Source organism: Thalassolituus oleivorans MIL-1, assembly GCF_000355675.1.
GTDB lineage: Bacteria > Pseudomonadota > Gammaproteobacteria > Pseudomonadales > Oceanobacteraceae > Thalassolituus > Thalassolituus oleivorans.
In genome coordinates, this window is the sequence record NC_020888.1 from 2,259,201 (window position 1) to 2,272,879 (window position 13,679).

General features: G+C 47.2%; 14 protein-coding genes. 3 read left to right on the top strand and 11 right to left on the bottom strand.

Features of this window, described 5'->3' with window-relative positions; translation table 11 throughout:
- From tolR to clpB, 8 genes are all read right to left on the bottom strand, one after another.
- The gene (gene tolR, locus TOL_RS10320; protein WP_015487266.1) at positions 1 to 447 is read right to left on the bottom strand and encodes a protein TolR; all 447 of its coding nucleotides are present in this window, start codon (positions 445 to 447) and stop codon (positions 1 to 3) included.
- Positions 447 to 1,145 carry a protein TolQ gene (gene tolQ, locus TOL_RS10325; protein WP_015487267.1) on the bottom strand — a complete coding sequence of 233 codons (699 nt, stop codon included), beginning with the start codon at positions 1,143 to 1,145 and terminating at the stop codon, positions 447 to 449. Before tolQ ends, tolR begins: the two co-directional genes overlap by 1 nt.
- 8 nt (positions 1,146 to 1,153) lie before the next feature.
- A complete protein-coding gene (gene ybgC, locus TOL_RS10330) occupies positions 1,154 to 1,594 on the bottom strand; it encodes a tol-pal system-associated acyl-CoA thioesterase (RefSeq protein ID WP_015487268.1) in 441 nt (146 codons plus the stop codon).
- Positions 1,587 to 2,630: a Holliday junction branch migration DNA helicase RuvB gene (gene ruvB, locus TOL_RS10335; RefSeq protein WP_015487269.1), complete on the bottom strand. Its 1,044-nt coding sequence runs from the start codon at positions 2,628 to 2,630 to the stop codon at positions 1,587 to 1,589. Before ruvB ends, ybgC begins: the two co-directional genes overlap by 8 nt.
- Positions 2,627 to 3,238, bottom strand: coding sequence for a Holliday junction branch migration protein RuvA (ruvA, locus tag TOL_RS10340; protein WP_015487270.1), 612 nt, complete (start codon positions 3,236 to 3,238; stop codon positions 2,627 to 2,629). The genes ruvB and ruvA overlap by 4 nt, the downstream gene beginning before the upstream one ends.
- Before the next feature lie 90 nt (positions 3,239 to 3,328).
- Entirely contained in the window at positions 3,329 to 3,847 is a 519-nt protein-coding gene (ruvC, locus tag TOL_RS10345; RefSeq protein WP_015487271.1) for a crossover junction endodeoxyribonuclease RuvC, read from the bottom strand.
- A gap of 23 nt (positions 3,848 to 3,870) precedes the next feature.
- On the bottom strand, positions 3,871 to 4,260 hold the full coding sequence (locus tag TOL_RS10350; RefSeq protein WP_015487272.1) for a protease complex subunit PrcB family protein: 390 nt from the start codon (positions 4,258 to 4,260) through the stop codon (positions 3,871 to 3,873).
- A gap of 103 nt (positions 4,261 to 4,363) precedes the next feature.
- Positions 4,364 to 6,949, bottom strand: a complete 2,586-nt coding sequence (gene clpB / locus TOL_RS10355; protein WP_015487273.1) for an ATP-dependent chaperone ClpB — start codon at positions 6,947 to 6,949, stop codon at positions 4,364 to 4,366.
- A 255-nt stretch (positions 6,950 to 7,204) separates the two neighbouring features.
- On the opposite strand from clpB, the gene TOL_RS10360 reads away from it, so the two are divergent.
- On the top strand, positions 7,205 to 8,062 hold the full coding sequence (locus tag TOL_RS10360) for a DMT family transporter (RefSeq protein ID WP_025265286.1): 858 nt from the start codon (positions 7,205 to 7,207) through the stop codon (positions 8,060 to 8,062).
- Positions 8,063 to 8,191: 129 nt separating this feature from the next.
- Positions 8,192 to 9,088 carry a LysR family transcriptional regulator gene (locus TOL_RS10365; protein WP_015487275.1) on the top strand — a complete coding sequence of 299 codons (897 nt, stop codon included), beginning with the start codon at positions 8,192 to 8,194 and terminating at the stop codon, positions 9,086 to 9,088.
- Positions 9,089 to 9,104: 16 nt separating this feature from the next.
- Here TOL_RS10365 and TOL_RS10370 read toward each other — a convergent pair whose 3' ends face one another.
- A complete protein-coding gene (locus TOL_RS10370; RefSeq protein ID WP_015487276.1) occupies positions 9,105 to 9,554 on the bottom strand; it encodes an acyl-CoA thioesterase in 450 nt (149 codons plus the stop codon).
- A 266-nt stretch (positions 9,555 to 9,820) separates the two neighbouring features.
- Here TOL_RS10370 and TOL_RS10375 point away from each other — a divergent pair, with 266 nt between their 5' ends.
- Entirely contained in the window at positions 9,821 to 11,959 is a 2,139-nt protein-coding gene (locus TOL_RS10375) for a carboxy terminal-processing peptidase (protein ID WP_015487277.1), read from the top strand.
- 88 nt (positions 11,960 to 12,047) lie between these two features.
- Here TOL_RS10375 and TOL_RS10380 read toward each other — a convergent pair whose 3' ends face one another.
- Together TOL_RS10380 and yaaA are read right to left on the bottom strand one after the other, a co-directional pair.
- The gene (locus tag TOL_RS10380; protein WP_015487278.1) at positions 12,048 to 12,638 is read right to left on the bottom strand and encodes a YajG family lipoprotein; all 591 of its coding nucleotides are present in this window, start codon (positions 12,636 to 12,638) and stop codon (positions 12,048 to 12,050) included.
- Positions 12,631 to 13,419, bottom strand: coding sequence for a peroxide stress protein YaaA (gene yaaA, locus TOL_RS10385; protein ID WP_041588924.1), 789 nt, complete (start codon positions 13,417 to 13,419; stop codon positions 12,631 to 12,633). The genes TOL_RS10380 and yaaA overlap by 8 nt, the downstream gene beginning before the upstream one ends.
- Between the last annotated feature and the right edge of the window lie 260 nt (positions 13,420 to 13,679).

The window sequence follows — 13,679 nt, forward strand, 5'->3', positions numbered from 1 at the left end:
CTATGGGCGCGCCTGTGGATCTGGCGCTTCAGTAATTAGACCAACGTTATTAATACCCGCCGCTTGCAGCCCTCCCATAAGCGACACGACACGCCCATAGGGTACTTTTTCATCGCCGCGAATCAATACTCGAGTCGCTGGCGTCGCTTTATGAACTTTGTCGGCATAGCTTGTTACATCAGCCAATGTCATCGCTTTCGGCGTTGCCTCATCGCGCTCAATAAAATACAAACCACGGTCATTTACCGAAATAATAATGGTGCTGTCGTCTGGATCAATTTCTGTTGGCGTCGAGTCTACGTCCGGCAAATCAACGGGCACGCTTTGCACCAGCATAGGTGCCGTCACCATAAAAATAATGAGCAACACCAACATGACATCGATATAAGGAACAACGTTAATCTCCGCCATTGGGCGGCGTTTTTGTGCAGGCTGCATAGTTTCCATTACGACTTCTCCGCTGCCCCTGCGCGTGCTGATTGCTGAATCTTATGCAAACGATGGAACAACAATGAAGAAAATTCGTCGCCGAAGGTGTGCAAGTTACTCACCATTTTGTCGACCTGAGATACAAAACGGTTGTAAAAAATAACGGCTGGAATAGCCGCCAGAAGACCCATAGCGGTTGCTACCAAGGCCTCTGAAATACCAGGAGCAACCGTTGCAATCGTTGCCTGCTTAACGCTAGCCAAGCCTTGAAACGAGTGCATAATCCCCCACACAGTGCCGAATAAACCAACATATGGGCTGGTTGAACCAACCGTCGCTAAGAACGAAAGATTGTTGTCTAAGTTTTCACTTTCACGAGTAATAGCAACACGCATCGCACGCTGCACTCCCGCCATAACAGTCTCTGGATCGCTATTGTTTTGCTTGTGCATTTTGCCGAATTCTTTTAAACCCACCATAAACACGCTTTCCATCGGACTCGGCACTTCACTTTGCTGACATTCACGATATAACTCGTTGAAATCAACACCCGACCAAAAACGCTCTTCAAACTCAAGATTTTGTTGACGGTTAGCAGATAGCAAGCGCGTACGCTGTACAATTACGACCCAGCTAACAACGGAGGCAACCACCAGCATTAACATAACGAGCTGGACGACAAAACTTGCGTTCATCACCAGATTAAAAATAGACATCGATTCGTTCACGACGACTCCTGAGTTGTCACTGTCATTGAAATTTGTTGGGCGACATCCTTAGGAATTACCCTAGGACGTCCGTTTTCATCTATACAGGCAATACTGACCGAACCTTCGGCTAACATCTGCTCACTAGAGGATAACTGGCTCTGGTTATCCGACCGGCGAACAATGCGCTGGTTCAATGTCATACTCGCTTTTCCCAGCGCGGCGACTTCAACCGTCGCGATGATTTCATCATCCAGCAAAGCTGGCTGACGATATTTCACATTCACTTCGCGCACCACGAAACGAATAGCGTCTCGCATTAATACCTGTTGATCAAATCCGATATTACGCAACCACTCGCTACGAGCACGCTCAAAAAACTTAAGGTAATTGGCGTAATAAACAATACCGCCGGCATCTGTATCTTCGATATATACCCGTAACGGCCATTCAAACATCGTTCGATTCCGAGTTGAAACGGCTAGGTAAATCGAGACCAAAATGCAAATACGCAAGCTTAGTGGCGATACGACCACGTGGCGTGCGCGTGATGTATCCCTGCTGCATTAAATACGGCTCAAGTACATCTTCGATGGTATCGCGTTCTTCGCCAATGGATGCTGCAAGGCTATCTACACCGGCAGGGCCACCATCGTATTTTTCCATCAAGGTCAGCAATAAGCGTCGGTCCATGTGATCAAAACCTTGAGCATCGACATTGAGCATATTTAACGCGGCATTGGCGATGTCTTGATCAACAATTCCCGTGCCTTTTACTTGGGCATAATCCCGCACTCGACGCAGCAAGCGATTAGCGATACGCGGAGTACCACGGGCACGACGAGCAATTTCGCGCGCTCCTGCGTTATCGAGTTCTAGCTCCATTAAACGCCCCGACCGCGCAACAATATGGCTCAAGTCATCAACGTTATAAAACTCTAAACGCTGCACAATGCCGAAGCGATCACGCAGAGGAGATGTTAATAAGCCCGCGCGCGTTGTCGCTCCCACAAGGGTAAATGCCGGTAAATCGATTTTTATCGAACGTGCCGATGGACCTTCGCCAACCATAATATCCAGTTGGTAGTCTTCCATCGCTGGGTATAAAACTTCTTCAACCGCTGGATTTAAGCGATGAATTTCGTCGATAAATAAAACATCGCCCTCTTCTAAATTGGTCAGCATGGCAGCAAGGTCACCTGCTTTCTCCATCACCGGGCCAGAAGTCGATTTAATTTGTACGCCCATTTCCTCGGCAATAATGTTAGCCAAGGTGGTTTTGCCTAACCCAGGAGGACCAAAAACCAAAGTGTGGTCAAGCGCTTCACCACGAGCGCGAGCGGCTCCGATGAAGATCTCCATCTGTTCACGCACAATGGGCTGACCGATATAGTCGGCGAGCATACGCGGACGAATAGCGCGATCTTGACGCTCTTCTACGCGCTCTTCACCTGATAATGGTGTTGCGGCAATAAAGCGATCATTCTCTATCATGCGCCACCTAAGGTGTTGCGCAGAGCTTGGCGAATCATATCTTCAGCACTGGTGCAGGTATCCGCCACTTTCATCAGCATCTTGCTCGCATCTTGAGGCTTGTAGCCCAAAGCAACCAAGGCACCTTCTGCTTCTTGCAGTAGTTGGTTTTTACCCGCTTGCTCATTTTGCTCAACCGCCGCCCATAGCGGCGCTGGCGCTTGCCATTCGATTAAACGATCTCGCATTTCAACAATTAACCGTTCAGCGGTTTTTTTGCCAACACCGGGCAATTTGGTCAAACCCGAAATGTCTTCTTGATGAACACAGCGCGCAAACGCACTGACGTCCATTCCTGACAAAATGGCCAAACCTAGTTTTGGACCAACACCACTCACCTTAATCAAGGTACGAAAGAGACTACGTTGGCTCTTATCGCTAAAGCCATACAACTGGTGAGCATCTTCGCGAATTGCGAGGTGGGTATATAAAGTGACGGGATCACCGAGCTTTCCCAGTACTGCGAAAGTAGATAGCGGCGCTTGGACTTCGTAGCCCACGCCATGAACATCAATAAGCAGCTCTGGCGCTTGCTTCTCAATGATAAAACCTTGTAAACGACCGATCATGATGACGACACAACGAAGGGATGACTGAAAGCGGCTAGCCTATCAGCAAAAGACGCTGAGACTCAACGCATCATTGAGTTTTGCGCTCGATTAACGCGACCGACCACGACGAAATTGGGTAAGCCCAGCTTGGCTGATTAAACTGGCAGTGGTATGCGCATGACAGATCGCAATGGCTAGGGCATCGGCGGCATCGGCTTGAGGAATACCAGGAAGTTTTAATAACCGTTGAACCATATGTTGCACTTGTTCTTTGTCAGCGGCACCAGTCCCCACTACCGCCTGCTTAATCGTGCGCGGTGCGTATTCGTGTACTGGCAAATTTTGCATACTAGCCGCCACAATAGCGACCCCCCTTGCTTGCCCTAGCTTAAGAGCAGACGAGGCATTACTCCCCATAAACACCTGCTCGATGGCAAATTGCTGCGGGCAATGTAATTCGATCAATTGCGTGACGCTTTCAAATATGACTTTCAAACGATCGGCAAGATCGCCGGCCCCAGTACGAATGCATCCGCTGGCAATATATTCTATTCGTTGTCCAACCGTATTAATCACACCAAATCCGGTTAAACGTGAACCTGGATCAATACCGAGAATAATCGCCATAAGGCTGCCTTTTATCGCTGTGCTTAGGGATGTTCAAACACCCATTGCTGACTCGTATCGCGATTAACCACCGTAACACTATGCCAGTCGCGCGGTAATTCGATACGACGACAAGGACTGGTCATCATCTGCGGCAACATGCGCCCAGATGGTGGCGTCGCAATAAAGTACTCAACCATGAGATCCCCATCTTCATGCTGTTGCTTACTCAACTCGACACTATAGCCAGGTGTTGGTTTTTCTCCTGCTGCGATAGTCAGCTTGCCATCAACCACCACAACGCTTTCCATGACGACACAATTCAAAGCAGCATTACTTGGCAGATTAATATGCTCCGGCTGTCCCGCGCACCCTGCCATCACTGCCGTCGCGACAAAAACTATCCCTGACACTAGACCCATGAGTCTTGTCATACTGCCTTCCCCCAAATAAAAACGGCAACTTCACTATTTAATTGTGAAGTTGCCGCAGTATATCGGGCTTAGGGCTAGCGTCCAAATCAAGCCTTAACCAATGTTAACGACCAGTGAATACCAATTCTCCATCTTTTACTTCAGCGACGATGGTGCTGCCCGGCATAAACCGCCCTGCGAGAATATCCTGCGCCAGTGGATTCTCAATCGAACGCTGTATCGCGCGCTTGAGTGGTCGAGCACCAAATATAGGGTCGTAACCAACCTCAACCAAACGTTCAATCGCACCATCCGACATTTCAAAACCGAGATCACGATCTTTTAAGCGATCACGCAGCAACTGCAACTGAATATCAGCAATACCACGAATTTGCGATTTTTCTAGTGGATGGAAAACCACAGCCTCATCGATACGGTTAATAAACTCTGGGCGGAAGTGCGCACCCACAATTTCCATAACAGCATCGCGCATGGCTTCGTACGATTCATTGGCAAACATGCTTTGAATAACGTCCGAACCTAAGTTAGAAGTCATGACTAAGACGGTATTTTTAAAATCGACCTTACGACCTTGCCCATCGGTTAACTGACCGTCATCCAATACTTGCAGCAAGATGTTAAATACATCCGGATGCGCCTTTTCTACTTCATCTAATAAAATCACTGAATACGGCTTACGGCGTACCGCTTCGGTTAAATGCCCGCCTTCTTCATAGCCAACGTAACCTGGAGGCGCACCGATTAAACGCGCCACCGAATGTTTCTCCATAAACTCCGACATGTCGATACGGATCATGGCATCGCGACTATCGAACATAAAATTCGCTAACGCTTTGCACAATTCTGTTTTACCCACGCCAGTTGGTCCTAAAAACAAGAAAGAACCGTTAGGGCGATTAGGATCTGACAAGCCTGCCCGCGAGCGCCTTACCGCATTCGATACCGCGGCAATGGCTTGATCTTGGCCGACAACCGAGTCATGCAACACAGACTCCATGCGCAATAATTTTTCACGCTCACCTTCGAGCATTTTACTGACGGGTACGCCGGTCCATTTAGACACGATTTCGGCGATCTCATCTTCCGTGACCTTGTTACGTAACAAGGTGAACTCTTGCGAACCAGAAGCTTCCGCTTCGCTCGCTGCCGCCAACTGCTTTTCTAACTCTGGAATGGTGCCATATTGCAGCTCCGACATGCGCTGCAAATCACCTGCGCGACGCGCAGCATCCATTTCAATACGCGCTTGTTCGAGCAATTCTTTTGATTTACTAGCGCCTTCGAGCAAGGCCTTTTCTTTCTTCCAAACGTCTTCTAATTCAACATAGGCACGGCCAGCTTTATTGATTTCTTCATTAAGATCCGACAAGCGTTGCTTAGCCGCATCGTCTTTTTCTTTGCGCAGTGCTTCGCGCTCAATTTTAAGCTGAATCAAACGACGTTCGAGCTTATCCATATCGTGTGGTTTTGAGTCGATTTCCATCCGAATCAGCGATGCTGCCTCATCGATCAAATCAATGGCTTTATCCGGCAATTGACGATCAGCGATATAACGAGTCGATAATTTCGCCGCTGCAATAATCGCGCTATCGGTAATCTGTACACCATGATGCACTTCGTAACGCTCTTTTAAGCCCCGTAAAATGGCAATGGTATCTTCTACGCTCGGTTCATCCACCAGCACTTTTTGGAAACGACGCTCTAGAGCCGCATCTTTTTCAATAAAAGTACGGTATTCGTCCAGCGTAGTCGCGCCAACGCAATGCAACTCACCGCGCGCTAACGCAGGCTTAAGCATGTTACCCGCGTCCATTGCACCGTCACTCTTACCAGCGCCAACCATGGTATGTAATTCATCGATAAAAAGAATGATGCGCCCTTCTTCTTTCTGCACATCTTTAAGTACTGACTTTAAGCGCTCTTCAAATTCGCCACGGTATTTAGCACCGGCCAGTAAAGACCCCATATCCAGCGACAAAATGCGCTTATTTTTAAGGTTCTCTGGTACTTCGCCATTCACGATGCGTTGCGCCAAACCTTCCACCACGGCTGTTTTACCAACGCCGGGCTGACCAATTAAGACAGGGTTGTTTTTAGTACGACGTTGCAATACCTGAATGGTGCGACGAATTTCATCGTCACGGCCAATGACAGGATCGAGCTTTCCGGCTTCTGCGCGCTCGGTGAGATCAATACAGTACTTGCCCAGAGCCTGACGATTGTCTTCGGCATTGGCATCATTCACGGCTTCGCCTCCTCGCATTTCAGTAATGGCTTTATCAATCGCATCCGATGTTAATTTAACCTCAGCTAAGGCTCGCCCAGTGGCACCTTTATCCCCCAAAGCGACCAATAAGAAGAGTTCGCTCGATACAAACTGATCACCGCGTTTTTGCGCTTCTTTATCAGCCAAATTTAACAATCGACCTAACTCAGGTGCGATTTGAATATTGCCATCAGGGCTGCTGACGCGGGGCTGATCTTTCAAAACGCCACGTAAGGTTTTTTCAAGCTCTGGCACGTTGACGCTACAGCGACGTAAAACATCTTTAATAGAACTACTTGGCTGCTCTAACAATGCCAATAGTACGTGCACAGTATCGATTTGATTATGGTCTTGGCCCAGCGCCAAGCTTTGACTCTCAGCTAAGGCGTTTTGCAAACTGGTCGTTAAACGATCCATACGCATAGTGTGTCTCCTGCTCCCCATTCTTGGGATTCAATTCTGTTAACGCTAAGATGCGGTCACTTTAATAAAATTCAAGTTACCAATGCTAAAAGTTTAGAATTTCTAATGATTATCTGTATTGATCCAGAGCAAGTTGCATAACCACTGACGTATAATGCACAACCCGACCTTCTGGCTAGTCAGGCATATATGGTGACTTGGGCTTGATTTCACAAGTGCAGCATAGGTCAAATTTCTCGGTATTAAGGACACGACGTGCATCAACATCAACTCCGTCAGGGCGCCCTGTTTCTATTGATGGGCGAAGCATTACTGGCGGTTATGGGCGGCATGATCAAGTATCTATCAGATACGCTTTCCACAGAGCAAATCGTGTTTTTTCGCAATGCCGCTGGATTAGTCATACTTGCGCCACTCGTGCTGCAACAAGGAAGAAAGCTTCTGCACACCCAAGTGTGGCATTGGCATCTCATGCGCGGACTAGTCGGTGTTTCCGCCATGTATTGCTACTTCTGGGCTTTGGGCCATATGCCATTAACAGAAGCCTTTTTGGTGAAGCTATCAAGCCCATTCTTTATGCCACTCATCGGCCTGCTTTGGCTAGGTGAGCGTGCCGGGCGTTACAGCCTACTAGCCGTCGCTGTTGGATTTGCCGGGGTCGCGTGCATATTGCGCCCTGATGACAGTACCTTCACATTTATTGCGTTAGTCGCTTTACTAGGCGCCTTTCTCGCCGCTTTAGCAAAGGTCACGATACGCCGTATGTCGGCCACTGAATCAAGTCAGACCATTGTTTTTTACTTTGGACTGATCGCCGCTATTGTTTCGGCTCCGGGGGCGGCACTGAATTGGCAACCAGTGCCCAATGATATGTGGGGCTGGATCTTATTATTGGGCCTAGTGGCGACGGTTGGGCAACTATTACTCACCCGTGCCTATCGAATTGCCCCTACCGGCAAGGTTGGAGTTTATGCCTACAGCGCTGTGCTCTATGGCGCCGTCATGGGGTGGTACTTCTGGGATGAACTCCCGCTATGGACCACATGGCTGGGAGCTACCCTGATTGTTAGCGCAGGATTACTAAATCTCTACCAACCTAAATCGAAGCACTAGGACCCCATAACATAACAAGAATATAAGTCTCGTTAGCTATTGGTCTCACCTAGGACAATTTGAGCTATTTATTTCCATTAACTTAATTATAATGACATTATGTTTTAGTTTATGGAGTTTAATTCACTTATGTCTCGTATCGATCCGCTTCAGACCTTCGTCGCCGTCGTTCGTACTCGCAACTTTACTTCCGCTGCCGACGCCCTAGGGGTCACTCCATCGGCTGTCAGTAAGCAGATCAGCACTCTTGAAGAACGGCTAGGTGTACGCCTACTTAACAGAACAACACGTTCGGTTAGCCCAACAGAAGCTGGACAGATGTTCTATCAGCACTGTGAAAATATACTGGATTCCATTAGCGAAGCCGAAAAGCTTGTCACCGACTTCGATGATACCCCTAAGGGGCGATTGCGCATCACCGCGATGTCGAATTTCGGTCGCCGTGAACTCGCTCGGATATTTAACGACTTTTCCAATAAATACCCAGACATCAGTTTTGACCTGCACATATCCGACCGTCCGGTAGACATTGTTAAAGAGGGATTCGACTTCGCGTTACGCATCGGTTCGTTAGAAGATTCGCGTCTTATTGCGAAGCCGGTCGCCGAACAACGCATCGTCATCTGTGCTTCACCTGAATATCTAGAAAAATGGGGGACTCCAACCTCCCTCGAAGATCTAGCTAACCACCGTATCTTAGTCGTTGCGAATGCCGAGTATGCGCGGATCAATTGGTTACGGCAGTTTGAAAAAGATCATGGTTTCAGTTTAGCGAGCATAGAGCGCAAGCTCACCGTAAACGATATTGATCTGGTCTATGAAGCCTGTATTACAGGAATGGGGATTACAGCTTTACCGACGTACATCGCCGAGCGCCATTTAAATAGTGGGGAGTTAGTTAGATTGTTTAGCGAGATGGACATCCCTGTTCGAACGATCAAGGTGGTGTTCCCACAGAATCGCTACCTTGCCAATAAAAGCCGTGCGTTTTTAGATTTCATCACGGCTTATTTCAGTCACTCGTAACAGGTTTACGAGTGCCTTATTCTTCCATGGCCAATACTTGATCTGGTGCACAACGCTCATAAAACACTGGTGGAACGGGTGTTATTTTGCGCTCGTCATAGTCATAAAACACGATACCGGTTTTCGCGGTAGCGATAACTCGATCCTGTGACTCATTGGTAACCATGTAGATAAAGTCGCAGCCATATTTGTTGAAATCCGTAATACCGACCTGAAAAGTCAGATCATCACCGACAAACGACTGTTGCAAAAAGCTAACCGCGATATCAGTAACCATGATACCGACACCACCAACGTTGAACTCACCAAAATCGTATTTACGCAAATAGCGCAAACGCGCCTCGTGTAACAACGACACCATACGGTCATTGCCGAGATGGTTGCCATAGTTAATATCAGATACTCGTACGGCCATGCGAGTAATGAATGTGAACTTATCCGGTAAATCGAGAGTAACGCGTGCCAAAATAGACTCCTTTCCTAGTAGAACTTAGGAATTCCCTACGCTTCTTCACAAAAGTGCGGGAATTATAGTGGTAACAACCAATCCAATAGGTTCTACTAGTATGTAGTTGGGCAGTTATTGAATTAGACGTCTATGTTTTTGATATAACAAATAGGTCCAAATCATCTCAGTGTTTGCTATACATAAGCAACACAATGTTGAATGACAATTAATTGATGCTGGACATACAGCACAAATGGACAACAAAAAGGAATACAATTCAGCCTATGTTTTCCCAAAAACAATACATTTTGCGCCCTCTTTGTACTGGCCTATTGGCTATGTTCTCAATGGCGTCGGTTGCAACAATTCCAGATATCGCTCCCGGTACACCATTTACACCGCTTCAACCGGCACAGGAACATGCAGTCACAACACAACAGATTATGAGTAATCTGTTACGGGGACATTACGAGCGCAAACGCTTAGACAACGCGATGTCATCGCAAGTTCTTGATACGTTACTCGATGATATCGACAGTACTCGCAGCTACATGCTGGCCAGCGACATTGCAGAATTTGAGCAATATCGTACGTCGTTAGACGAAGCCCTCAGTCGCGGCAACATGGCTCCAGCCTTCTCTATCTACAATCGCTTCGAGCAACGCGTGGCAGAGCGCCTATCGTTTTTATTGAACGAACTGAGCAACCACGTCAAAGACTACAATTACAAACAAGACGAAACCTTAGAGCTTGATCGCGAAGATGCCCCATGGGCAACAACCGCAGCAGAACTTGATGAGTTATGGCGCAAACGCTTAAAGAACTCGATTCTGAATCTTAAACTGGCAGGCAAAGAGCAAGATGACATCATCAAGCTGCTAACCCGCCGTTATCAAAATCAGCTCAATCGCGTTTATCTATCCAAGCCGGAAGACGCTTACCAAACATTCATGAACGCGGTGACTCGTACATTCGATCCACACACGCAATATTTTTCTCCGCGCAATTCAGAAAACTTCAATATCAATATGAGCCTATCCTTGCAAGGGATTGGCGCGGTGCTTCAAACCGAAGATGAACACACTAAGGTCGTGCGTCTTGTGCCTGGTGGACCGGCAGCCAAAGCCAACAACTTGTCGCCAGCGGATAAAATCGTCGGCGTTGGACAAGATGCCGATGGTGAGATTGTTGATGTTATCGGCTGGCGTTTGGATGAAGTGGTCGATTTAATTCGTGGCGCTAGCGGCACCACAGTTCGCTTAGAAATCCTACCGGCAGATAGCAGCGGTAGTGATAGCAAAGTCATTTCTATCGTGCGTGACGAAGTTAAGTTGGAAGAACAGTCAGCCCAGAAAGAAATCATTGAGCTAAAAGATGGCGACAAAACCCGTCGCATTGGCGTGATTGATATCCCAACCTTCTACATCGACTTCCAAGGTCGTATGGAAAACCGTCCAGATTATAAAAGCACAACTCGCGATGTTCGTAAGCTTATTACAGAGTTGAAAGAAGAAGGCATTGATGGCCTGATTATTGATCTGCGCAACAACGGTGGTGGTTCTTTAGAAGAAGCCATCGACTTAACCGGGCTATTTATTCCTACAGGTCCTGTCGTGCAAGTACGTGGGATTCGTGACCGCGTTGAAGTACTACAAGATCAAGACCCAGAAGTGCTTTACGATGGCCCTATGACTGTTTTAGTTAACCGCTTAAGCGCTTCTGCTTCTGAAATTTTCGCTGGAGCTATTCAAGATTACGGTCGCGGCTTAATTGTCGGCGGTCAGACCTTTGGTAAGGGCACGGTGCAATCGCTGCGTCCGCTGACTCAGGGCCAATTGAAGATCACTCAAGCTAAGTTCTATCGTGTGTCGGGTGATAGTACGCAGCATCAAGGTGTTATTCCTGATGTGTTGTTCCCTTCTCTGTTTGATAAAGAGAAGATCGGTGAAAGCGCTCTTAAAGCCGCCTTACCATGGGATACCATCCAACCTGCGCGCAAAGCAGGCATTAACACGATTACACCGACTCTGCCGCATTTGCGTGAATTACACGATGCCCGCATTGAACACAATCCAGACTTTTTATTCCTACGTGAACAAAAAGAAATGATTACGGAAATGCGCGACAAAACAGAAGTATCACTGAACGAAGAAGTGCGCAAAAAAGAACGTGAAGCCAATGACGAGCGCCGCTTATCGCTAGAAAACAAGCGCCGTAAAGCGAAAGGTATGGAACTTCTAACAGCACTTGATGATGCTGCAAGTAATGGCGAAGAGACGCCCGCCAAAGCTGAAGCAGATAAGTCAGACGAGACTAAGAAACCAGAAGAAGAGGATGCTATTTTAGAAGAAGCCGGTTATATCTTGCTCGACTATGAGCATATGACCCAAGGCGCGATGACAGCTCAGCGCTTAGATAACTAAACGTACATCCAACGGTTAAAAAATCGTAACTATAAAAAAACCGGCGTCAGGCCGGTTTTTTTATATCTTATAAAGCTACAACCTATGGTTATTGAACACCAAGGGCTGCACGTAACTCATCGTCATTAAACATGTACTGCCATAAACGATCGAGCACTTCGTTAACCCACTTTTCGTTGTATTCTTTAACTGGCGCGGTGGCCACTCGACGACTTTCATTAGCGCCATAAGGCTTGGTAAAAGTCGTTGCGCCATCAATAACTGTCAGCTCAAAGCGCATACGCACGCTGCAATCATTAACCATCATGCCGTCATTACAACCGTAACTAAATTCTTTTACGCTTAACTGTAATTTCAATGGTTCTAGAGGACTTGCGGCACCAAAACCTAGCTGAGTAAGTGAGTTTTGCATGCGAGTCGTCAGCACATCTTTTAAGCTATTCTCGCTATTAAGTGGAGAGTTTTCAGCCAATCGACCACCACGACTTCCCAATTCATTGGGCTCAGGTTGACGACCATCCACCATACGATCATCGACAACGCGGACGAGCGCATCGCGACTCAAACTTAGTTGTCCGGCAGTCACGGTCGCTTCTTGATTGAGTTGAATCACTTGTGGCGCGAGTACACACCCACTCAAACTCAGCGTCAGTGCTGCGCATACTACTAACTTACGCATTCGGTATGTCCTTCTCTGCTCGTTTAAACACCCAGGTCGTCGCCGTAGATTCTTCATCATTGAAACGATAACCTGCTACATCGAACGCTTTGAGATCATGCGCTCGATCAATTCGTTCCCGAATTTGAAACGCAGCCATCATGCCACGCGCTTTCTTAGCGTAAAAGCTGATGATCTTGAATTTTCCGTTCTTCTCATCTTTAAATACGGGTGTGATCAATTCGCCAGCCAATTGCTTAGTTTTAACCGACTTAAAGTACTCGTTAGAGGCTAGATTCACGATCGTTGGCGTTTTCTGTTCTGCCAGCAAGCCATTCAATGTTTCTGTAATGCTTGCTCCCCAAAAACCGTACAAGTCCCCTGCTCGATCATTCTTAAAGCGCGTCCCCATTTCTAAACGATACGGTTGAATCAAATCTAACGGACGTAATAAACCGTACAACCCACTGAGAATGCGAACATGCTGCTGAGCAAATGTTAAATCCTCTTCACTAAGCGTATTCGCATCCAAACCAGTATAAACATCACCTTTAAAAGCCAATAACGCCGCCTTAGCGTTATCGGGCGTAAACGGCAATTGCCAATCGTGATAGCGTTGTACGTTCAACTCTGACAAGGCTGGGCTTAGCTTCATTAATGACCCCAACTCGTCTGGTGAGTAATGACGTAAACCGTCAATTAACAGGGCTGATTCTTCTAAAAAATCCGGTTGTGTAAAACGATCAGTCGTCGGTGGCGTATCGAAGTCGAGTGTTTTGGCTGGAGAAAGCAATGTCAGCATAGGTGATACACGTCCTGATAAAACAAGTAAGCCGAACATCATACCCATACAAAAGGGTTAGCCCAAGATAAGGTGCTATATCGAGTCAATAGAAATCATCAATCTCGGCGACAACCAAGGTAGACTGACATTTCGGACCAAGCTCGCCAGTCACCCATGCCAATGAGTCGCAAGCTAAATCTGTCAAACTGTATGACAATATTGCGTTACATCGACAGCGATGAAACGCTCAGAGTTTATGGTTAACGTACACCCCAAAT

What these genes read in the sequence shown, in the direction of transcription:
- tolR (WP_015487266.1), bottom strand. Translation starts at nt 447, where the DNA reads ATGGAAACTATGCAGCCTGCACAAAAACGCCGCCCAATGGCGGAGATT.
- tolQ (WP_015487267.1), bottom strand. Translation starts at nt 1,145, where the DNA reads ATGTCTATTTTTAATCTGGTGATGAACGCAAGTTTTGTCGTCCAGCTC.
- ybgC (WP_015487268.1), bottom strand. Translation starts at nt 1,594, where the DNA reads ATGTTTGAATGGCCGTTACGGGTATATATCGAAGATACAGATGCCGGC.
- ruvB (WP_015487269.1), bottom strand. Translation starts at nt 2,630, where the DNA reads ATGATAGAGAATGATCGCTTTATTGCCGCAACACCATTATCAGGTGAA.
- ruvA (WP_015487270.1), bottom strand. Translation starts at nt 3,238, where the DNA reads ATGATCGGTCGTTTACAAGGTTTTATCATTGAGAAGCAAGCGCCAGAG.
- ruvC (WP_015487271.1), bottom strand. Translation starts at nt 3,847, where the DNA reads ATGGCGATTATTCTCGGTATTGATCCAGGTTCACGTTTAACCGGATTT.
- TOL_RS10350 (WP_015487272.1), bottom strand. Translation starts at nt 4,260, where the DNA reads ATGACAAGACTCATGGGTCTAGTGTCAGGGATAGTTTTTGTCGCGACG.
- clpB (WP_015487273.1), bottom strand. Translation starts at nt 6,949, where the DNA reads ATGCGTATGGATCGTTTAACGACCAGTTTGCAAAACGCCTTAGCTGAG.
- TOL_RS10365 (WP_015487275.1), top strand. Translation starts at nt 8,192, where the DNA reads ATGTCTCGTATCGATCCGCTTCAGACCTTCGTCGCCGTCGTTCGTACT.
- TOL_RS10375 (WP_015487277.1), top strand. Translation starts at nt 9,821, where the DNA reads ATGTTTTCCCAAAAACAATACATTTTGCGCCCTCTTTGTACTGGCCTA.
- TOL_RS10380 (WP_015487278.1), bottom strand. Translation starts at nt 12,638, where the DNA reads ATGCGTAAGTTAGTAGTATGCGCAGCACTGACGCTGAGTTTGAGTGGG.
- yaaA (WP_041588924.1), bottom strand. Translation starts at nt 13,419, where the DNA reads ATGCTGACATTGCTTTCTCCAGCCAAAACACTCGACTTCGATACGCCA.